Here is a 19,914-nt window from a genome sequence, read left to right as displayed (position 1 = left end):
CTTTACTGCATGCCCCAGCGCTGCACCGTATGACGTTCCAGCACGCGGAAGATCAGATTCTCGACGGCGAGCCCGATCAGGATCACCGTGAACAGACCGGCAAACACGTTGGCGATGTCGAGCAGATTCTTGTTCTCGTAGATGAACCAGCCGAGGCCGCCCGAACCGGAACTTACGCCGAATACCAGCTCGGCGGCGATCAGCGTGCGCCACGCAAAAGCCCAGCCGATTTTCAGCCCGGTGAGGATGCTTGGGAACGCCGCCGGCACGAGAATCTGCAGCACGTAGCGGCCGCCGCGCAGACCGTAGTTGCGCCCGACCATCTTTAGCGTATTGCTGACCGACAAAAACCCCGAGTGCGTATTAAGCGCCACCGACCACGTGACCGAATGCACCAGAACGAAGATCAGGCTGCCGTTGCCGAGGCCGAACCAGATCAGCGCGAGCGGCAGGAGCGCGATGGCGGGCAGCGGATTGAGCATGGAGGTCATCGTTTCCAGAAAATCGGTGCCGATGCGCGAGGTGATCGCCGCAGCCGTGAGCAGGGCGGCGAGTATGATCCCGAACGCATAGCCGATCAGCAGCACATGGATCGACGCCCATGCCTTGCCTGGCAATTCGCCGCTCGCAATGCTTTTGAAGAATGCTTCGATGGTTGCGCTGAACGTCGGAAACAGCAGCGGGTTGTTCAGCACCCGGCCATAAATTTCCCAGAGGCCCGCTAGCAGCAGCAAAATGACCAGCTTGCGGATCCAGGCCTGGTTATACAGCCGCTCGAACGGCGACAAAGGTTTTTCGACGACGCTGAACTCGCGTGTCTCGGATGGCTCGCGGACCACCTCGGAGCGCGGTACGACCGGCGGGACATTGCGATGATGGGTGCCGCCGTGGGTAAGCATGTCAGACATTTTCCGCCCTCTCGATCTCGTCTTCGAACAGCATGTGCTGGATACGTTTTTCCAGCGCAATCGCGGCTTCCGGCGTCGCCGCCGTTTCCAGTTCGGCCTTCACCTGGCCGGGATGCGGCGACAACAGCAGAATCCGGCTGCCCACCTTGATCGCTTCGGGAATCGAGTGCGTGACGAACAGCACGGTGAAGTGTGTCTCGTCCCAAAGCGCAAGAAGTTCGTCCTGCATCTTGCGGCGGGTGAGCGCGTCGAGCGCGGCGAACGGCTCGTCCATCAGCAGGATGTCGGGCTCCATCGCCATGCCCCGCGCAATTGCGACGCGCTGCTTCATGCCGCCCGAAAGCGTATGCGGATAGCTGTCGGCGAACGACGAGAGATTGACCTTGTCGATGTAATGCATCGCGCGATCTTCGATCTCGCTTGCGGGCAACCGGTGCGATGCCTGCAGCGCGAACATCACGTTCTGCCTGACCGTTTTCCACGGCAGCAACTGGTCGAATTCCTGGAACACCATCATGCGGTCGGGGCCCGGGCGCGTGACGACTTTGCCCTTCAGCGAAATCGTGCCTTCGGTCGGCGCGAGATAACCGCCCACGCTCTTGAGCAAAGTCGACTTGCCGCAGCCGGACGGGCCCAGCAGGACGAATCGATCGCCGCGGAATACTTCGAAGTCCACGCGGTAAGTGGCCATCACAAGGGTCTTCGGGGTTTTGTATTGCAGCGTCACGCCGCGCACGGCGAGCAGTGGCGACGTGTCGGGATAAGGGGGGGCTTCAGTCGCGGCGCGCATGTCAACTTCCTTGAAGGGATTGAACGGTAGGGAAGAACAGGTCCTTCCACGATTGCGGCCGGGCCTTGATCAGCCCGGCGCGCGCCATGAAGTCCGCGTATTTAATGGTGTTTTGTGGCACCGTGGTGAACGAGACATCCGGCGTCGAAATCATCTTCTCCACTTCGTCGACCGTGCTCTTCTCCTTCGATATCCGCAGATAGGCGACGGCGGCCGCATGCTTGTCATGATTGATCCAGGCTTCCGATTCGTCTAATGCATCCATGAATGCTTTTGTCAGCTTCGGATTCTCCTGATAGAAGCGTGTTGTGCACCAGACAAGGTTGAAACTCGATTTGCCGCCAAGCACGTCATACGAATTGAGCACGGTATGCACATTCGGCTTTTGCAGTTCCTGCTCCTGGAACGGCGGCGAGCCGAAGTGCGCGGTGACCTCGCTGTTGCCGGACATCATGGCCTGCTGCGCGTCCGGGTGGGCGAGCGACACGGTGTATTTATCAAGCTGCCCCTGATTGCCCGCGCCGAACGCTTTTTCCGCGGCCATCTGCAAGGTGATTGCCTGGATCGACACTTTGGCTGCGGGCAGTGCGATCTTGTCCTGACCGGTGAAGTCTTTCACCGTCTTCACTTTCGCGTTGGTCGTGTTGAGCAGCAGCGGCATTGAATTGATCGCGGAAAGCGCCTTGACCTCGACCGGCGTGCCCTTGGTGCGCGACCACAGCAGCACGAGCGGCGCCACGCCGCCCGAGGCAATCTGCAACGAGTCGGACAGCAGCGAATCGTTCATCACATTGCCGCCGGCAAACTCGACCCATGAAACCTTCAGATCCTTGATGCCCATCTGCGCCGCGTGTTTTTCCAGAAGCTTCTGGTCCTGCATGATCATCAGCGGCAGATAGCTGACACCGTATTGCCGCGCGATTTTCACCTCGCTGAGTTCCGCCCGCGCGGAACCGGCGGCAAGCATGCCGGACAGCACACAGGCAACGCCTATCGATCGAATCACTCTCTTCACGTTCATTGCTGGCACACCCTTATGGTTGCGGAGCGCCGACGAGGCGCGCGTGGGGACGAACACAGAAAAACGAGGCAGGCAGCCTGGCGCTCACTGCCGCAGGGCAATTCGCCCGACGCCTCGCATGACGGGATACGCACGTGAGTACGTCGATGAGTTCGCGAACGATGGAGTGAAGGACGGCGTAGGCCGTGTGGGCGCAAGCAAGGCCCACGGCGTGTCGAGAGGGGCAAGCATCATGCGTGTCTCCTGTGGCCAGTCGTGCGTCGTGCGCGCACTGCATGCCGGCATGCGTTCAGCTCTTTTCTGGTGGGACGGGAAACGTGTTGCAGTGCAGTGCAGTGTTGCAGCGCAGTGTTGCAGCGCATCCAATGACCTGTGTTATTTAGGTCATCTGTATGAGTGCGAAGTCTAGGCGATGATGCGTGTGAAAGCAAACTGGTAGAAACGCGGCACTCATTCGCATGGCTGCGTTCGCCAGCCGCACACTACGGGCACTACTGGAAAACACTCATCTAAGACATATATATGACCTAGTTGACATGCACAGACCTGCCGCCTAATATCGATTCACAGCAGCGCGTTTGGCTCGCTGCCCCGGCGGGACCCACACCGCATTCAACACACGAACGGAGACGCTAATGAGCAATCCCACGGCAGACATCAACGGCAGCGCGGCTGAGGGCGCGACGCCCGAACGCCAGACGATTCACATCGTGCTGCACGAAGCGAAAGACACGGTCGGCGTGGCGGTCGTCGAGGGCATCAAGGCGGGCACGCAACTCAACGCGTGGATCATGGACGACGACGAGATCGTGACGTTCCCGGCCAGGCAGGATATTCCGATCGGTCACAAGGTGGCGCTCAAGGACATGGCAGTCGGCGACACGGTGTTCAAGTACGGCGTGGATATCGGCAAGGTGGTCGCGCCGATCAGCGCCGGCGAACACGCTCACGTGCACAACATCAAGACGAAGCGCTGGTAAGTGCTAAACGAGCGGGGGCGTGTTTTCCGGCCGCCGCTTGTCCGCTCGTGCTTCTGCGAACCGCATCAAACCGAATCGAACCGAACCCGAACGGGAGACACACCGTGAGCGTGATTGATCTGGATACGACTTTCCGCGGCTATCGTCGCGACAATGGCCGCGTTGGCGTGCGCAACCACGTGATCATTCTGCCGGTCGACGATCTGTCGAACGCTGCCGCGCAGGCCGTTGAAAACAACATCAAGGGTACGATGGCGCTGCCGCACCCGTACGGGCGGTTGCAATTCGGCGCCGACCTCGACCTGCATTTCCGTACCCTGATCGGCGCGGGCAGCAATCCGAACGTCGCGGCCGTGGTCGTGATCGGCATCGAGGAGGGCTGGACCAAGCGTGTCGTCGACGGCATTGCGAAAACCGGCAAGCCGGTGATGGGCTTCGGCATCGAACTGCACGGCGACCACGAAACCATCATGCGTGCGTCGAAGGCGGCGAAAGAAATGGTGCAGTACGCCACGTCGCTCGATCGTGAGGAGTGTCCGATCTCTGATCTCTGGGTCTCCACCAAATGTGGCGAGTCGGATACCACCTCCGGATGCGGCGCTAATCCGACGGTCGGCAATGCGTTCGACAAACTATATGGCCTTGGCACCACGCTCGTGTTCGGCGAAACCTCGGAACTTACCGGCGGCGAACAGATCGTTGCTGCGCGCTGCGCCAACGACGGCGTGCGCGAGCGTTTTCAGTTCATGTTCGACCGCTATCAGGAGATGATCAACCGCTGGAAAACAGACGATCTTTCGGAGTCACAGCCGACCAAGGGCAATATCGCAGGCGGCCTGACGACCATCGAGGAAAAGGCGCTCGGCAATATCCAGAAGATCGGCAAGAAGTGCATGGTGGACGGTGTGCTCGACAAAGCCGAGGAACCGACGCACTCGGGCCTGTGGTTCATGGACTCGTCGTCGGCGGCGGCAGAGATGGTGACGTTGTGCGCGGCGTCCGGCTTCGTGGTCCACTTCTTCCCGACGGGCCAGGGGAACGTGATTGGCAATCCGATCGTGCCGGTCATCAAGATCTGCGCGAACCCGCGTACGGTCCGCACCATGGGCGAGCATATCGACGTCGACGTGACCGGCATCCTGCAGCGCGAACAGAATCTCGACCAGAGCGGCGACAAACTGCTCGAATGCATGATGGCGACGGTAAACGGCCGTTTCACGTCGGCGGAAGCGCTCGGCCATCGCGAGTTCGTGCTGACCCGTCTGTTCGAAAGCGCCTGATTCGGGCGGCCAGGCCGCTCCGGGAGCTTGGTAAGATCGGGGCGGACCTCAACATTCCGGCGCGTGCCGGCACGGAGACTGGCCGCGGCGCCACCCGTGCCCGGCAAGCCATGCCGCAACGGCGCCGGTTCGACATCTGGCGGCAGCGAGTGGAGGAGACACCATCTTGCGCGTGCTCAAACATCTCTACGTGCAGGTCCTGATCGGACTTGCAGCCGGAATTCTCGTCGGTTACCTCGCGCCTTCGTTCGGCGTCGAAATGAAACCGCTCGGCGACACCTTCATCCGTCTCATCAAGATGCTGATCACACTGGTGATCTTCTGTACGGTCTCGGTGGGCATTGCGCGAATGGAGAGCCTGAAACAGGTGGGCCGCGTCGGCTTCAAGACGCTGCTGTACTTCGAGGTGGTGACCACCATCGCGCTCGTGATCGGACTTGTCGTGGCGAACGTGCTGCATCCCGGCGCGGGGCTGAACATCGATCCCGCTACGCTCGATGCGCATGCCATGTCGCATTACGTCGCGGACGCTCACGCGGCGTCATCAAGTTTCTTCGACCTGATCGTGCCGAATTCGGTGGTGGGTGCGTTCGCGCGCGGCGATTTGCTACAGGTGCTGCTGTTCTCAGTGCTGTTCGGCATTGCGCTCTCGATCATGTCGCAACGCAGCCGGCTGCTCATGCGCGGCATCGAGCAGTTCGGCGACACCCTGATGCGCATTGTCGAGATGATCATGCGGCTCGCGCCGCTCGGCGCATTCGGGGCGATTGCCTTCACGGTCGGCAAATACGGCATCGGCACCTTGCAGCAACTCGGCCTGCTGATTCTGTGCTTCTACATCACCAGTATTCTGTTCGTGGCCGTCGTGCTCGGCGCCGCGGCGCGCTGGGCAGGGGTGGGGCTCTGGCCGCTGCTCAGGTACTTCCGCGAGGAATTGCTGATCGTGCTCGGCACCTCGACGACGGAGTCCGTGCTGCCGCGCCTCATGGAGAAGCTCGAACACATGGGTTGCCCGAAGGCGATTGTCGGACTCGTGCTGCCTACAGGCTATTCGTTCAATCTCGACGGCGCGGCGATCTACCTCACGATGACCTCGCTCTTCATCGCGCAGGCCACCAACACGCATCTATCGCTGGTGCAGCAGCTCGGACTGCTGGCGATCCTGATGCTGACCTCGAAGGGCGGTGCGGGCGTGGCCGGTGCGGCGCTGGTTGCGCTGACGGCGACGCTGTCCACCCACAACATTATTCCGGTCGCGGGGATCACGCTGATTCTCGGCGTCGACCGGGTGCTCAACGAGGTTCGCGCGCTCACCAATATGATCGGCAATGTGGTGGCGACGCTCGTCGTCGCGCGTTGGGAAGGCGCATTCGATGCACGTGCCGCGCGCGAATTCCTCGCCGCGCTGCGCGAGTCGCAAGCTCCAGCCCAATCTCAAGGCAAGCCGGCGACGGTCCGGCCCGGTCTCGAAGAAACACGCCATCCCGCTGCTCATCCGCTGCTGGAAAAGGCGGCTAAATGAAGAAGATCGTCATTAGCGAGTTCATGGACGACGCTGCGGTCGACACGCTACGACAAGACTTTGACGTCCACTTCGATCCCATGCTGGTGGACCGTCCCGAGCGCCTGATGGCCGAACTCGCGGATGCTCACGCGCTGATCGTGAGAAACCGCACGCAGGTGTCGGCGGCATTGCTCGACGCCGCCGCGAATCTGATCGCGGTGGGGCGGCTGGGCGTCGGTCTCGATAATATCGACATGCCCGCCTGTGCCGAGCGCAGCGTGGCGGTGTTGCCTGCCACGGGCGCGAACGCCCAGGCCGTCGCGGAATACGTGGTTACCGCAGCACTCATGCTGTTGCGCGGGACCTATCTGCGCAGTGCCGAGGTTGCAGCGGGCGAGTGGCCGCGGCAGACATTGTCGAACGGAAGGGAGGCCGCGGGTAGTGTGCTGGCGGTGATCGGCTTCGGCGGCATCGGCCAACGGGTGGCGCGGCTTGCAGGCGGGCTCGGCATGACGGTTATCGGCCACGATCCGCAGCTTGCCGCTGATGCGCCGTGTTGGCGCGAAACCGGCGCGCGCTGCATGGCGCTGGATGACGCGCTGGCGCTCGCCGACGTCGTCACCCTGCACGTGCCGCTTACCGATAGCACGCGAAATCTGCTCGATAGCGAACGCATTGCACGCCTCAAGCGCGGCGCGATCGTAATCAATACGGCGCGGGGTGGCACGATAGACGAGCACGCGCTGGCGGCCGCTTTATGCGAGAAACGGCTCGCGGGCGCCGCGCTCGATGTCTTCGCCGACGAACCGTTGAAGCAGGCCTCACCGCTGGCAGAGACCCCGAACCTGATCCTCACGCCCCACATTGCCGGACTGACGGTCCAATCGAATGAGCGTGTGAGTTCGCTCGTCGCGCAACGGGTCGCCGCGGCGCTTTCGGGCTGATGTCCATACGCAGACCCACACGCAAACCCATACGCAAGGACGAATCGATGGCCCGACTGTTACCCGACGCGCTCACCGCGCTTGCAATCGACGCGCTGCGCCAGGCCGGCGCGCTGCGGGCTACCGCCGAATCGACCGCGCGCGCGCTCGTCTACGCCGACCTGCGCGGATTGTCTTCGCACGGGGTATCGCGGCTGCCGATGTATTGCGCGCAGTTGCGCAACGGCCGTGTCGATCCCGCGGCGCAGCCCGTGATCGCGGCCGATCGTGGCGCAGCCGTGCTGATTGACGGTGCGGACGGACTGGCTTATCCCGCCTGCGATCTCGCGGTGGCGACCTTGACCGACCGCGCGCGGCAATTCGGCAGCGCGGTGGCGGGCGTGAAGCGCAGCCATCATTTTGGCGTGGGCGCGGCGCATGTGGCTGCGCTCGGCGCGGCGGGCATGGTGGCGCTCGTCTTCAGCAATTCGCCCGCGGCGATGCCCGCCTGGGGCGGCCGCCGTGCGCTGTTCGGCACCAATCCGATTGCCGCCGTGTTCCCGCGGCGCAACGGCGAGTCGCTCGTGATCGACCTCGCGCTTTCGCAAATCGCGCGCGGCAAGATCGCGATCGCCGCGCGCGACGGCAAACCGATTCCCGAGGGCTGGGCGACCACCCGAGACGGTCAGCCGACCACCGACGCCCGTGCCGCCCTCGACGGCATGATGCTGCCGTTCGGCGGGGCCAAGGGAGCAATGCTCGCGCTGATTGTCGAGCTGCTGGCAGCCGCGTTGACCGGCGCGAACTTCGGCTATGAAGCGGGTTCGTTCCTGACCGAAGAAGGCGAGCGTTCGCGCATCGGCCATCTGTTCTGGGCCATCGATCCAGGCGCACTGGCCGGCGACGAAACCTATCTTTCCCGTGTCGAAGCGCTGATCGGGATGATGCTGACTGACGACGACGTTCGGCTTCCCGGCCACAGAAGAGAGCGTCTTGCGGACACGGCGCAAAAAGAGGGTGTCGAGATTCCGGACGCACTGGTTGCCCAATTGAAGGGAAGCTGAGGGACCGGCTGAAGGGGCATGCCGGAAACGTCTACGGAATGGGCATGCTAAAGCCCGACTGAAACGCCGCCGCTGAGGACCAGTGAAGGTCAACGAAGGCCAGCGAGGGTCAGCGAAGAAAAATGAAGGCCAATTGAAACCATCAGCCCAGCGGATAGTTTCTCTCGTAAATCACGATTTCCCTTGCGGGCCTGCGGCGAATAGGATGGTCGGTATCGAACCCACCCCGCTTCGACACAGCCGGAGCAGCGACGGAGATCCCGAATGGAACACCACGCCCGGACGCAGAACGAACGGCTCGAGATCAAGACCACCACCTGCTATATGTGCGCCTGCCGCTGCGGCATTCGCGTGCATCTGCGTGAAGGCGAGGTGCGCTATATCGACGGCAACCCCGAACATCCGCTGAATCAGGGGGTGATCTGCGCCAAGGGTGCCTCGGGCATCATGAAGCAGTACTCGCCCGCGCGCCTGACCCAGCCATTGATGCGCAAGGCGGGCGCGGAGCGGGGCAGCGCGCAGTTTGAGCCGGTGTCGTGGGAGGTCGCGTTCGACGTGCTCGAAAAGCGCCTTGCCACGATCCGCGCCGCCGATCCGAAGAAGTTCGCGCTGTTCACCGGCCGCGACCAGATGCAGGCGCTCACCGGCCTCTTCGCCAAACAGTTCGGCACGCCTAATTACGCGGCTCATGGCGGATTCTGTTCGGCGAACATGGCGGCCGGCATGATCTATACGATCGGCGGCTCGTTCTGGGAGTTCGGCGGCCCCGACCTCGACAGCGCCAAGCTCTTCTTTATGATCGGCACGGCGGAAGATCATCATTCGAATCCGCTCAAGATCGCCATTTCGAAGTTCAAGCGCGCGGGCGGACGCTTCATCGCCATCAATCCGATCCGCACCGGCTATGCGGCGATTGCCGACGAGTGGGTGCCGATCAAGCCGGGCACCGACGGCGCACTGTTCATGGCGTTTCTGCACGAATTGATTGCCGCTGACGCCTGGGATCACGAGTTCGTGCAGCGCTATACGAATGCGGCGGAACTCGTCGATCTCGACGAAGCCAGCGAAAATTTCGGCCTGTTCGTACGCGACCCTGAACGGCCGGCCGGCAATCCGCTGTTTCCGCAAAATCATCTCTGGTGGGACACCGCCGCCGCGCGCGCCGTGCCGCATCATTCGCCGGGCGTGACGCCCGCGCTGGAGGGCCGCTATACGCTCGCCGACGGCACGCCGGTCACGCCTTCGTTCGCTTTGCTGCGCGAACGCGTGGCCGACTGCACGCCCGAGTGGGCCGCCGGGATCACCGGGATTGCGGCGGACACGATTCGCCGCCTTGCCGGCGAAATGATCCAGACGAGCCGCGACCACCGGATCACGCTGCCGATCCGCTGGACCGATGCGTGGGGCGAGACGCACGAAACGGTGACCGGCAACCCGGTCGCCTTTCACGCAATGCGCGGGCTGGCCGCGCATTCCAACGGCTTCCAGTCGATTCGCGCGCTGGCGGTGCTGATGTCGCTGCTCGGCACGATCGACCGCCCAGGCGGCTTTCGCCATAAGTCGCCGTTTCCCCGCGCGGTGCCGCCATCGGCCAAACCGCCGAACAGCCCCGACGCCGTCAAGCCGAACACGCCGCTCGCAACCGGGCCGCTCGGCTGGCCCGCCGCACCGGAAGATCTGTTCATCGACGAGAACGGCGGCCCGGTGCGGATCGACAAGGCGTTCTCCTGGGAATATCCGCTCGCCGTTCACGGTTTGATGCATAGCGTGATCACCAATGCCTGGCGCGGCGATCCGTATCCCATCGACACGCTGTTGATTTTCATGGCCAACATGGCCTGGAATTCGTCGATGAATACGATGAAGGTGCGCGAGATGCTCGCGGACAAGCACGCGAACGGCGAGTACAAGATTCCGTTTCTGGTAGTGTGCGACGCGTTCCAGTCGGAGATGACGGCATTCGCCGATCTGATCCTGCCGGACACGACCTATCTCGAACGGCACGACGCGATGTCGATGCTCGACCGGCCGATCTCCGAGTTCGATGGTCCGGTGGATTCCGTGCGCGTGCCGGTCGTGCCGCCGACGGGCGAGTGCAAGCCGTTCCAGGAAGTGCTGATCGAACTGGCTTCGCGCCTCAAGTTTCCAGCCTTCACCACGGCCGAAGGCACACGCAAGTTTCGCGACTATCCCGACTTCATCATCAATCACACGACCACGCCCGATTCCGGCGTGGGCTTTCTGATCGGCTGGCGTGGTAAGGACGGCGACAAGGCGCTGGTGGGCGAACCGAATCCGCAGCAGTGGGAACAGTATGCAAAGAACAATTGCGTGTTCCATTACCGCTTGCCGGAGACGCTTCGATACATGCGCAACTGCAACGGGCCGTATCTCGACTGGGCTGTGAAAAACGGCTTCCGTAAGTTCAGCGAACCGATCCTGATCCAGCTTTACTCCGACGTCATGCAGAAGTTCCGGCTCGCCGCGCAGGGGCGCACGAGCGGCAGGCAACCGCCGGAGCACTTGCGCGCGCGCGTCGAGAAGTATTTCGATCCGCTGCCGTTCTGGTACGCACCGCTAGAAAGCGATTCCACCGATGTCGTGCGCTTTCCGCTCGCCGCCGTGACGCAACGGCCGATGGCGATGTATCACTCGTGGGACTCGCAGAATGCGTGGCTGCGGCAGATTCACGGCGAGAACTATCTCTACATGAATCCGCTGATGGCGGCTGAAAACGGCATCGCCGACGGCAGCTGGATCTATGCCGAATCACAATGGGGCCGCGTGCGCTGCATGGCGCGCTTTAGCGAGACCGTCGAACCGGGCACGGTATGGACCTGGAACGCGATCGGCAAGGCCGCGGGCGCGTGGAATCTCGGCGCCGGCGCGAACGAATCGCAGCGAGGCTTCCTGCTCAACCACCTCATTACCGACGAGTTACCCGGCGCTAATGAAGCGGCCCCGCGCCTCTCGAACTCGGACCCGGTGACAGGCCAGGCCGCGTGGTACGACGTGCGCGTGCGCATCTATCCGGCGGAAGCGGACGCGCGTCATACGCTGCCGCAGTTCGACGCGATGGCCGCGTTGCCGGGATCGAACGGGGTGATCTCGCGGATCGTGCAGACCTACTTCGCGGGGCGCGGCGAGTTCGCGGCGCGGCTGCGTGGCGCGGCAGGGCGCAAGTGACCGTAGGCGCACCGAAGACGCATATAAGGCGCAACGAAACGCGCAAGCAACGCAATAAAGCAGCAAGGAGCCTTTGATGACTCAGATGGCATTGGTAATCGACCTGAACGTGTGCGTGGGATGCCAGGCTTGCGTGACGAGTTGCAAGGAATGGAATACGTCGGGCGAATCGGGCAGTCTCGCCGACCTGAATCCCTACGACGCGGACCCGTCCGGCACATTCTTCAACCGCGTGCAGAGCTTCGAGGCCGGCAGCTTTCCGAACGCCGAGACGATCCACTTTCCGAAATCATGCCTGCACTGCGAGGACCCGCCGTGCGTGCCAGTGTGTCCGACCGGCGCAAGCTACAAGCGCAAGGAAGACGGCCTTGTGCTGGTCGATTTCGACAAATGCATCGGCTGCAAGTACTGCTCGTGGGCCTGCCCATACGGCGCGCGCGAACTCGACGAAGAGCGCAAGGAGATGACGAAGTGCACGTTGTGCGTCGATCGCATTCATGATGAAAACCTCTCCGAACGCGACCGGAAACCGGCATGCGTGCTCGCGTGTCCGACCTCCGCGCGGCTGTTTGGCGATATCCACGATCCGGAGTCGGTGGTGTCGAAAGCGATCAAGGAGCGCGGCGGATATCAGTTGATGCCCGAGTGGAACACGCGGCCGGCGAACCACTATTTGCCGCGCGTCACCACGTCGGCCTCGGGCTGCGGCAGCGAAGGCTGCTCGTGCAAATCGACCGGGTCGGTGATGGATTCGCCGGCCTCGTTCGACGATCAACTTGAGCGCGGCGAACTGCATCTGGCGTCGATGGCGACGCGCATCTAAGGGGCCTCACGATGAATCCTGCTTTCTCCGTGGTTTTTCTCACGACACTGAGCGGCGCCGCTCAAGGGCTCTTGATCGCGCTCGTTGGCGTGGAGACGGCCGCGCATCTGGGGCTGATCGCCGCGCCAACCGATGCGTTCTATGTCACCGGCGCGGCACTGTCGGTCGTATTGGGCGGCTTGGGACTGATCGCGTCGTTCTTCCATCTCGGGCATCCGGAGCGGGCGTGGCGCGCGGTCGCGATGTGGCGAACTTCGTGGTTGTCGCGCGAATGCCTCTGTCTGCCGGCGTTTCTCGCTTGCGCGTTTTTCTATGGCGTTGGGCATTGGATCGGCTCGCCATGGTCGCTCGCAATAGGCGCGCTTGGCGTGCTGGCGAGCGCCGCGCTATTCGTCTGCTCGGCGATGATTTACGCATGCCTGCGCTTTCTGCAGGAATGGGCCACGCCGCTCACGTTGGTTAATTTTGTGCTGCTCGGTTGTGCCTCCGGATTCACACTGGCTACGGCGCTGACCGCCTGGTTCGCCCCCGCGCTGACGGCAGGGCTGGCGCTCTGTGCCTGTGTGCTCACGCTCGCCGGTTGCGCGAGCCGTTCTGCATCTCTCGTGCGTAATGCCAGATTGCGGCCGAAGTCCACCGTGCAGAGCGCGACTGGCATTAACAACCCGAAGCTCGTGCAGGTCTCACGCGGTTTCACCGCCGGTGCTTTCAATCTGCGTGAGTTTTTTCACGGCAAGTCGGCTGGGACGTTGCGTGGCGTCAAGTGGGCTTTCCTCGTCGCCGCGTTTGCCGTGCCTGTGTTGCTGATGGCGCTAGGCGCAGGCTTGCAGTCGATTGGCGCTTCGCTCGGCGTGCTGGCCGCGGCGTGTCTTGTGCAATACGCCGGCCTCGTGGCGGAACGCTGGTTCTTTTTCGCCGAAGCAAAGCATCCGCAGAATCTGTATTACGCGAGAGTCGGCTGACGCGTGGGTTGGCGCGGCCGACCGATATCGGCAGCCGCTGCACGCTAAGACAGCCGAAGTTGCCGCCGAAGTTTTGGTCTTTTCCAGTCCTGAAAATTTCAAAATTTTGCGGCAGCCCTATTGCGTGTGCACACGCATATGCTCAAAATGCATTCCCGGTTGGTCGGGAAGTTTCCAATCCCTGCGCGCCAGACGGCGGCTCGCAGATCCTTGCTGCCGCTCCTGGTAAAGCGGCAGATCGTCAGGCTTTGTAGTGAATGCGTAAGGATTCCTGATGTCATATCGGGCGGGGCGCGATAACGAGCCAAAGCGTGAGCAGTCCACCGGGCGTGATGGCGTCTCGCTGGCTGGATGGGTTGCCCTGGGACTTGCGGCCGTATTCGGCACCCTGAACCTTGCAGAAGGCCTGCCCGTCGATCTGCGTTGGTGCGCGGTGTTGGCGAGCGCGTGCCTGAACGTCTTCGTCGTCGCGATCTGGGGCCCGCTGGCAATGCATGCACAGCTTGCGCAGACAGAGCGCTTGAGCTGGCGGCAAACCGCAAGGGCCCTGTGGCACATTATCCGGCGGCATCCGGACGCAACAGGATGGGGCGCCATTGCCCGTTCCATTCGCTGGGAACCCTGGGGCGTGCCCGTTTGTGCATGTCTTTCGGCGGCGCTTGCTGCGGCGGCTTTCAGGCCGTTTGCGCCCGCCGCGCTGATCCGTGCGATGGTCTCGCCGTCGTTTGTGATCGCCGCCGGTGCCGCGGCGCTGATCCTTGCCTTTTTTACCCTCGTCGCCGAACGCTTTTACGCACACGATGCGGATCGCTCGCATGCGTCGGAATCCGCGTCGCTCGCGGGCATGTTGCGCGTGGTGCTGCTGTGCGCGCTCACTGCCGCTGTGTCGGCCGGGTGGTTTGTCTATCTGCATACGGCGCTCGATCTGGCCGTCCATGCGATCGCGCTATTCAGTGCGGCAATCGCGATCGAGCTGGCCATTCGCGCGGGCCTCCGCTGGTTCTCCGCCCCGCGTGCCGGGGCAATCGCTGTCCACGTCCCCTCCAGTATCCTGGCAGGTTTGTTGCGATATCGCCGCTCGCCGCTTTCGTCGCTTGGCGCTGAATTGCACACCCGCTACGGAATCGATCTGCGGCAAAACTGGGTGCTGCGGAGTTTCGTGCGCCTGTTGCCCGCAACGATCGCCGCAATCGCCGTGTGCGCATGGCTGCTGACGTCCATCGTCGTACTGAATCCCGGCCAGCGCGCGGTCTATGAACGATTCGGCGCTCCGGTCGCGGTCTGGTCGCCGGGACTCCATGCCGGCATGCCCTGGCCCTTCGGTAAGGTGCGCGTCGTCGACAACGGCGCCGTGCATCAGCTGATCGTCTCGGGCGGCGCGGACAGCAGCAGCATCGCTGCGCCGTCCACCTCCGCCGATGGCCCGACGCCCGCGGACCTGAACCGTCTCTGGGATGTCCTGCATCCATGGGAGACGACGCAGGTGATAGCCGGCGCGAGCGGGGACCAGCAGAACTTCCAGATCGTCAACGCCGACGTGCGGCTCGATTACCGCGTGGCCTTGAGCGATGCCGCCGCGCGTGCGGCGCTGTACCGGTCCGTCGATCCGGCAAGTACGGTGCGCTCGATTGCGAATCGCGAGGTGGTGCATTACCTCGCGTCGCATACGCTGCAGTCGTTGCTCGAGACGAGCCAAACCGCGATGGCCGACAGCGTGCGGCAAGCGGTGCAACTGCAGCTTGACCGGCTGGAGAGCGGCATCGAAGTGGTGGCGGTGGTGATCGAAAGCGTGCATCCGCCGGCAGGGGCGGCCGCGGCCTATCACGATGTGCAAGCGGCGCAGATTCGCGCGCAGGGCAGCGTCGCACAAGCGCGCGGCTTCGCGGCAGGCGTGCTCGGCAATGCGCAGCAGCAGGCACTGGCGAGCGTCGCGCAGGCGAGTGCGCGGGCGGGCGACACGCTATCGTCGGCGCGGGTGCAACAGATCAATTTCGATGCCGATAAGGTGGCCTATCGTCTGGGCGGTCCGGCCTTTGCATTCGAGTACTACTTGAGCAAGCTGCAAAAGGGATTGCAGAACGCGCGCATCACAGTGATCGACAATCGGATCGTCGACGACAGGCGCGCCACGATCGACCTGCGCCCGTTCACGGCCGGCGATCTAGCCGGCATCCGGCCCGGCAATTGAGGGTCAGGGTATGCCGAATGACTTCGCGTCGCACGTTAGCGTCAGATAAAGCTGTTTTCGGGGTGACACTATGAGTTCGTTTCATTCGCACCACGATGGCCACGGGCATCACCATCACGGCGGCCATGCGCACGCGGATCACGGCGAGCCGCCGGAGCGCGGCCCCTTTTACCTGCGCGTGCTGCTCGCCGTGCTGTGCGTGATCGTCGCGATCATGGTGGCGAGTTTCATTTCGGTGCGCACGGGCGAAGCGTCGGTCATCACGCGCTTTGGGCAGCCGGTGCGCGTGCTGCTCGAACCTGGCCTCGCATGGCGCCTGCCGGCGCCGATCGAAGCGGTGGTGCCGGTCGATCTGCGCTTGCACACTACCTCGAGCGGTCTGCAGGATGTTGGCACGCGCGACGGCCTGCGGATCATCGTGCAGGCCTACGTTGCATGGCGCGTCGCGGCGGATCCGAACGACGTCAGTCATTTCGTGCGAGCCGTGGGCAACGTGCCCGACGAAGCAGCCCGGCAAATCCGCTCGCTGCTCGGCTCGGCGTTGCAAACCACGTCCGCCGGTTTCGAGCTCTCGTCGCTGGTCAACACCGATCCGTCCAAGGTGCGGATCTCGGCATTCGAAGACGCATTGCGCAGCCAGATCGACGCACAACTGTATTCGGCCTATGGCGTGCACGTCGTCCAGGTTGGATTGGAGAGGCTGACGCTTCCCGCCGTGACACTGGCGGCGACCGTCGGGCGGATGAGCGCCGAACGTGAGACGGTGGCCGCGCAGCGCACGGCCGACGGCAATCGCGAGGCGGCGCAGATCCGTTCGGATGCGGATCGCGACGCGCGCATCGCGCTGGCCGACGCGAATGTGAAAGCGGCGGAGATCGAAGCGCAGTCCCGCAAGGATGCTGCAGCGATCTACGGCAACAGCTATGCGGGCAATCCCCAGCTGTACACGATGCTGCGCTCGCTCGATACGCTGGACTCGGTTGTTGGCGACAACACGAACCTGATTCTGCGCACCGATGCGGCGCCCTTCAAGGCACTCGTGCAGGGTCCCGCCGACATGAACGCGGCGCCGTCATCGTCTAAGTCGTCCACCTCGAAAAAGGGCAGGTCCGCGCGATGAGCACGGATTCCGGCGTGCCGCCGCTTGGCCCTGGCGCACAGGCAGTGCGCCTGTCGTTCTGGTTTGTAGCGGCGGTCGCCGTGCTTGCCGCGTGTGCATGGGCGGGGTCGAACATCCAGCGCATTCCGCCTGATAGCCGCGCGGTCGTCTTGCGTTTCGGCGCGTTCGTGCGCACTCAGGACGCAGGACTGCTGATTGCCTGGCCGCGTCCGTTCGAGTCGGCGTTGCTGGTGCCGGGCAGCGCCCGTGTCCTCGAACAGCGCATTCAGTCGCTCGAACGTGCGCCGGAGGCCGGAACCGAACCTTCGCTTGCAGGCGGCAGCCCCATGTTGCCCGATGCGCTAGCAGGGTCCGGCTACGTGCTGACAGGCGACAACGGCGTCCTGCAGTTGCGCGCCGCGCTGTATTACCGTGTAGTCGATCCGTACGCCTATGTGCTGCAGAAGGATCGGCTTGCTCCAGCACTCGAACGGATCGTGTCCGCATCGACGGTCGAGGTGGCGGCCAAGCGCGATCTGGATGCGATTCTCGTGGCGCGGCCCGAGCAGTTGGCGGCGGATCCGCAGGTGGCCGTCAAGCGTGAGCAATTGCGCGGCGATCTCGCGCAGGAAATCGAACGGCATCTGCGGCAACTCGATGCGCTGCACGCGGGGCTTGGCATCGAAGTCGCGCGCGTCGACGTCGAGGCTTCATTCCCGGCGCCCGCCGTCAACGCGTTCAACTCCGTGCTGACGTCGCTGCAGGAGGCAGAACGGAACATCGCCGAGGCGCGCACGGCCGCTGAGGGAACGCGCCAGGACGCCCAGCAGGACGCCGACCGGATCGTGCAGAACGCGCATGCGAGCGCGGTCGAACGCGTGGCCACCGCACAGGCCCAAACCTTGACGATTCAACAACTGAACGCGCCATTGCAAACCCATAGCGATCCAGGGTTGCTTGCGCGCGTCTATCGGGACCGCGTTCACCAGATCCTGTCGAAAGCGGCAGGCGTGACGACGGTCGATCCTCGCAACACATCGAATCTGATCCTTCCGGGGAACGCCAGATGAGCGCGAATCTGGAGCAGTCAGTTCACGCGGAAGAGGCGTGGGAGGCCGGCGGCACACGCCAGAAGGCTCCGCGGCCGGCCATTGCGTTATCGGCATCCGAGCAGCGGGCGGTGACGCGGCAAATAGCACTTGCGTTGCTGGCCGGCGGTCTTCTGGTGTTATCGCTGGCATGGGACTACTTCGTCGCGGGCGGGGCCTTGCTGGCCCAGGTGCTGGCGGGACTCGCGTCGCTCGTGGTTGCAGGACCGGTGTTCGCAGGTGCCTGGCAAAGTCTGAAGACGCCCAGCCTGCACGGCGTGACCGACCGGCTGATCGCGCTCGCGATGCTGGCGGCGTGGGCGGTGGGGGACATGGCGACGGCCGCCTTGCTGCCGATCGTGATGACGTTCGGGCACGCGCTCGAAGAGCGCAGCGTGCTCGGATCGCAGGAGGCGATCCGGGCGCTCGGCAGGCTGACGTCGGGCAAGGTGCGGCGTGTCGGGGCGGACGGTGCCATCGAAGAGGTGCCGTACGAAGCGGTGCGCGCGGGAGATCTGATCGAAATCGTGGCCGGCGCACGGATTCCTGCCGACGGCGTCGTGCAACATGGCCAGTCCAGCGTCGATAACGGACCCATCACCGGCGAGTCCTTGCCGCTCGACGTGGAGGCGGGATCCGAGGTATTCGGCGGCGCGATGAATCTCGACGGGCCACTGCGCATCGAGGTCACGCATGCCGGCGAACAGTCGACGCTCGGCAAGATCATCGAACTCATGCAGCGCGCCGAGCAGGCGAAACCGCCGATTACCCAGATACTCGAGCGCTATATGGGCGGCTATCTTTGCCTCGTGCTGCTGATTGCGGCCATCGTGTGGTTCGCCTCGTCGAACGCGTCGGCGATGCTGGCTGTGATTGTCGCGGCGTGCCCGTGCGCGTTGGTGCTCGCGGCGCCTTCGACGGCCATTGCCGGCATTGCCGTGGGCGCACGGCACGGCATCCTGCTCAGGAGTGCCGCGTTTCTGGACAAGATTGCCCAGATCGATTCGCTGGTGATCGACAAGACCGGTACGCTGACCTACGGCGAATTGCGTGTCGAGAACGTGTTCCTGGAGCCGGGCGTCGATCGGGCGCAAGTGCTCCAGCTCGCGGCCCGGCTCGGCGGCAGTAGCGCGCATCCCGTGAGCCGCGCATTGGTGCGTTACGTGAACGACGCCGAACCGGCCGGATGCGAGCGCGCGCCGTTCGAGCATACGCGCGAATTACGCGGTCTCGGCGTGGTGGGCGAAACGCCGGAGGGCGTCGCGGTACTCGGCCGCTATGGCTTGCTCACGGAACACGTGCAGGCATTGCCGGAACCGCCGCGCGCGATCGAAGGACCCTGTGTCGGTCTTGCGTTGAATGGCAGGTTCCTCGCATGGTTTGGTTTTGCGGATGCGCTGCGCGAAGAGGCGCGCAGCGCGCTGTCGGAATTGCGCGACCTGGGACTGACACGCCAGACGCTTCTGACCGGCGACCGCGAGCCGGTTGCGCGCAAGCTGGCCGCGCAAACCGGTATCGACCTGGTGGTGGCGCAAGCTTTACCGCACGACAAGCTGGACTACGTCGTGCATGAGATGGCAGCGGGCTACCATCCGTTGGTGGTGGGCGACGGCTTGAACGACGTGCTCGCCATCAAGGCCGGCCCTGCCAGTATCGCCATGGGCGAGCGGGGCATCGACATTGCGGTGGCGTCGGCCGACGTCGTGCTGCTCGGCGACGATTTGCGGCGTATTGCGACCTGCGTGCGGCTCGGGCGGCGCTGCTCGCGTACCGTGACGATCAATGCGGCGATCGGGCTTGCGTGGACTGTCGCGGTGATCACGCTCGCCGCGACGGGCGTGTTGAGCGCCGTGTGGGTCGCGCTCCTGCACAACCTCGGCACGTTCATTGTGATTGCCAGCGCGGGGCGGCTTCTGCGCATGGATGAGGATAGTCAAATGGGCAGCCATACGCACGCCGATCGCCTATGACGCCGCGGCGTGCTGCTTCTGAAGAAGAACGGGTGGACGCTTAACGAGCATTAATAAGGTTTAAGCGGCTCAGAACAGTCAACGTGGATAAGATGAAATCGTCGCATGGGAAGCATGCTTGCCTGTGC

Annotated in this window: 15 protein-coding genes; 12 read left to right on the top strand and 3 right to left on the bottom strand. The window is 63.5% G+C overall.

Going from position 1 to position 19,914, the window contains the following annotated elements; genetic code table 11:
- Positions 1–2 precede the first annotated feature (2 nt).
- The 3 genes from B0G76_RS27715 to B0G76_RS27705 are packed head-to-tail and all read right to left on the bottom strand — an operon-like array spanning position 3 to position 2,719.
- A complete protein-coding gene (locus tag B0G76_RS27715) occupies positions 3–908 on the bottom strand; it encodes an ABC transporter permease (protein ID WP_120295316.1) in 906 nt (301 codons plus the stop codon).
- Entirely contained in the window at positions 901–1,698 is a 798-nt protein-coding gene (locus B0G76_RS27710; RefSeq protein WP_120295315.1) for an ABC transporter ATP-binding protein, read from the bottom strand. The genes B0G76_RS27715 and B0G76_RS27710 overlap by 8 nt, the downstream gene beginning before the upstream one ends.
- A gap of 1 nt (position 1,699) precedes the next feature.
- Positions 1,700–2,719: an ABC transporter substrate-binding protein gene (locus B0G76_RS27705; RefSeq protein WP_120295314.1), complete on the bottom strand. Its 1,020-nt coding sequence runs from the start codon at positions 2,717–2,719 to the stop codon at positions 1,700–1,702.
- A gap of 635 nt (positions 2,720–3,354) precedes the next feature.
- On the opposite strand from B0G76_RS27705, the gene B0G76_RS27700 reads away from it, so the two are divergent.
- The 12 genes from B0G76_RS27700 to B0G76_RS27645 all read left to right on the top strand — a co-directional run bounded on the left by B0G76_RS27700 (position 3,355) and on the right by B0G76_RS27645 (position 19,786).
- Entirely contained in the window at positions 3,355–3,699 is a 345-nt protein-coding gene (locus B0G76_RS27700; protein WP_259460747.1) for a UxaA family hydrolase, read from the top strand.
- Positions 3,700–3,803: 104 nt separating this feature from the next.
- Positions 3,804–4,979: a UxaA family hydrolase gene (locus B0G76_RS27695; RefSeq protein ID WP_120295313.1), complete on the top strand. Its 1,176-nt coding sequence runs from the start codon at positions 3,804–3,806 to the stop codon at positions 4,977–4,979.
- Positions 4,980–5,145: 166 nt separating this feature from the next.
- A complete protein-coding gene (dctA, locus tag B0G76_RS27690) occupies positions 5,146–6,501 on the top strand; it encodes a C4-dicarboxylate transporter DctA (protein WP_120295312.1) in 1,356 nt (451 codons plus the stop codon).
- Positions 6,498–7,427 carry a hydroxyacid dehydrogenase gene (locus B0G76_RS27685; RefSeq protein WP_120295311.1) on the top strand — a complete coding sequence of 310 codons (930 nt, stop codon included), beginning with the start codon at positions 6,498–6,500 and terminating at the stop codon, positions 7,425–7,427. Before dctA ends, B0G76_RS27685 begins: the two co-directional genes overlap by 4 nt.
- Before the next feature lie 47 nt (positions 7,428–7,474).
- Positions 7,475–8,470, top strand: a complete 996-nt coding sequence (locus B0G76_RS27680) for an Ldh family oxidoreductase (protein WP_120295310.1) — start codon at positions 7,475–7,477, stop codon at positions 8,468–8,470.
- A gap of 264 nt (positions 8,471–8,734) precedes the next feature.
- On the top strand, positions 8,735–11,656 hold the full coding sequence (locus B0G76_RS27675) for a molybdopterin-dependent oxidoreductase (protein WP_120295309.1): 2,922 nt from the start codon (positions 8,735–8,737) through the stop codon (positions 11,654–11,656).
- 76 nt (positions 11,657–11,732) lie between these two features.
- Complete coding sequence (locus B0G76_RS27670) at positions 11,733–12,479, top strand: 4Fe-4S dicluster domain-containing protein (protein ID WP_120295308.1); 747 nt, start codon at positions 11,733–11,735, stop codon at positions 12,477–12,479.
- A gap of 11 nt (positions 12,480–12,490) precedes the next feature.
- Positions 12,491–13,441 carry a DmsC/YnfH family molybdoenzyme membrane anchor subunit gene (locus B0G76_RS27665; protein WP_120295307.1) on the top strand — a complete coding sequence of 317 codons (951 nt, stop codon included), beginning with the start codon at positions 12,491–12,493 and terminating at the stop codon, positions 13,439–13,441.
- Positions 13,442–13,715: 274 nt separating this feature from the next.
- Entirely contained in the window at positions 13,716–15,629 is a 1,914-nt protein-coding gene (hflK, locus tag B0G76_RS27660; RefSeq protein ID WP_120295306.1) for a protease modulator HflK, read from the top strand.
- A gap of 70 nt (positions 15,630–15,699) precedes the next feature.
- Positions 15,700–16,749, top strand: coding sequence for a protease modulator HflC (gene hflC, locus B0G76_RS27655; protein WP_120295305.1), 1,050 nt, complete (start codon positions 15,700–15,702; stop codon positions 16,747–16,749).
- Positions 16,746–17,798 (top strand): protease modulator HflK, encoded by a 1,053-nt coding sequence (gene hflK / locus B0G76_RS27650; protein ID WP_120295304.1) that lies wholly within the window; start codon positions 16,746–16,748, stop codon positions 17,796–17,798. The genes hflC and hflK (B0G76_RS27650) overlap by 4 nt, the downstream gene beginning before the upstream one ends.
- Complete coding sequence (locus B0G76_RS27645) at positions 17,795–19,786, top strand: cation-translocating P-type ATPase (protein ID WP_120295303.1); 1,992 nt, start codon at positions 17,795–17,797, stop codon at positions 19,784–19,786. Before hflK (B0G76_RS27650) ends, B0G76_RS27645 begins: the two co-directional genes overlap by 4 nt.
- The last annotated feature ends 128 nt before the right edge of the window (positions 19,787–19,914 follow it).

Origin of the sequence: Paraburkholderia sp. BL23I1N1, assembly GCF_003610295.1 — a bacterium.
Classification (GTDB): Bacteria; Pseudomonadota; Gammaproteobacteria; order Burkholderiales; family Burkholderiaceae; genus Paraburkholderia.
The sequence above is the reverse complement of the archived record's forward strand: the minus strand, read 5'-3'. Positions and strand labels throughout refer to the sequence as shown.

Bases quoted from the DNA above. Each gene is read 5' to 3' on its own strand.
- B0G76_RS27665 (WP_120295307.1), top strand. From the start codon at position 12,491: ATGAATCCTGCTTTCTCCGTGGTTTTTCTCACGACACTGAGCGGCGCC.
- hflK (WP_120295304.1), top strand. From the start codon at position 16,746: ATGAGCACGGATTCCGGCGTGCCGCCGCTTGGCCCTGGCGCACAGGCA.
- hflK (WP_120295306.1), top strand. From the start codon at position 13,716: ATGTCATATCGGGCGGGGCGCGATAACGAGCCAAAGCGTGAGCAGTCC.
- hflC (WP_120295305.1), top strand. From the start codon at position 15,700: ATGAGTTCGTTTCATTCGCACCACGATGGCCACGGGCATCACCATCAC.
- B0G76_RS27715 (WP_120295316.1), bottom strand. From the start codon at position 908: ATGTCTGACATGCTTACCCACGGCGGCACCCATCATCGCAATGTCCCG.
- B0G76_RS27645 (WP_120295303.1), top strand. From the start codon at position 17,795: ATGAGCGCGAATCTGGAGCAGTCAGTTCACGCGGAAGAGGCGTGGGAG.
- B0G76_RS27680 (WP_120295310.1), top strand. From the start codon at position 7,475: ATGGCCCGACTGTTACCCGACGCGCTCACCGCGCTTGCAATCGACGCG.
- B0G76_RS27710 (WP_120295315.1), bottom strand. From the start codon at position 1,698: ATGCGCGCCGCGACTGAAGCCCCCCCTTATCCCGACACGTCGCCACTG.
- B0G76_RS27670 (WP_120295308.1), top strand. From the start codon at position 11,733: ATGACTCAGATGGCATTGGTAATCGACCTGAACGTGTGCGTGGGATGC.
- B0G76_RS27700 (WP_259460747.1), top strand. From the start codon at position 3,355: ATGAGCAATCCCACGGCAGACATCAACGGCAGCGCGGCTGAGGGCGCG.
- B0G76_RS27705 (WP_120295314.1), bottom strand. From the start codon at position 2,719: ATGAACGTGAAGAGAGTGATTCGATCGATAGGCGTTGCCTGTGTGCTG.
- B0G76_RS27675 (WP_120295309.1), top strand. From the start codon at position 8,735: ATGGAACACCACGCCCGGACGCAGAACGAACGGCTCGAGATCAAGACC.
- B0G76_RS27685 (WP_120295311.1), top strand. From the start codon at position 6,498: ATGAAGAAGATCGTCATTAGCGAGTTCATGGACGACGCTGCGGTCGAC.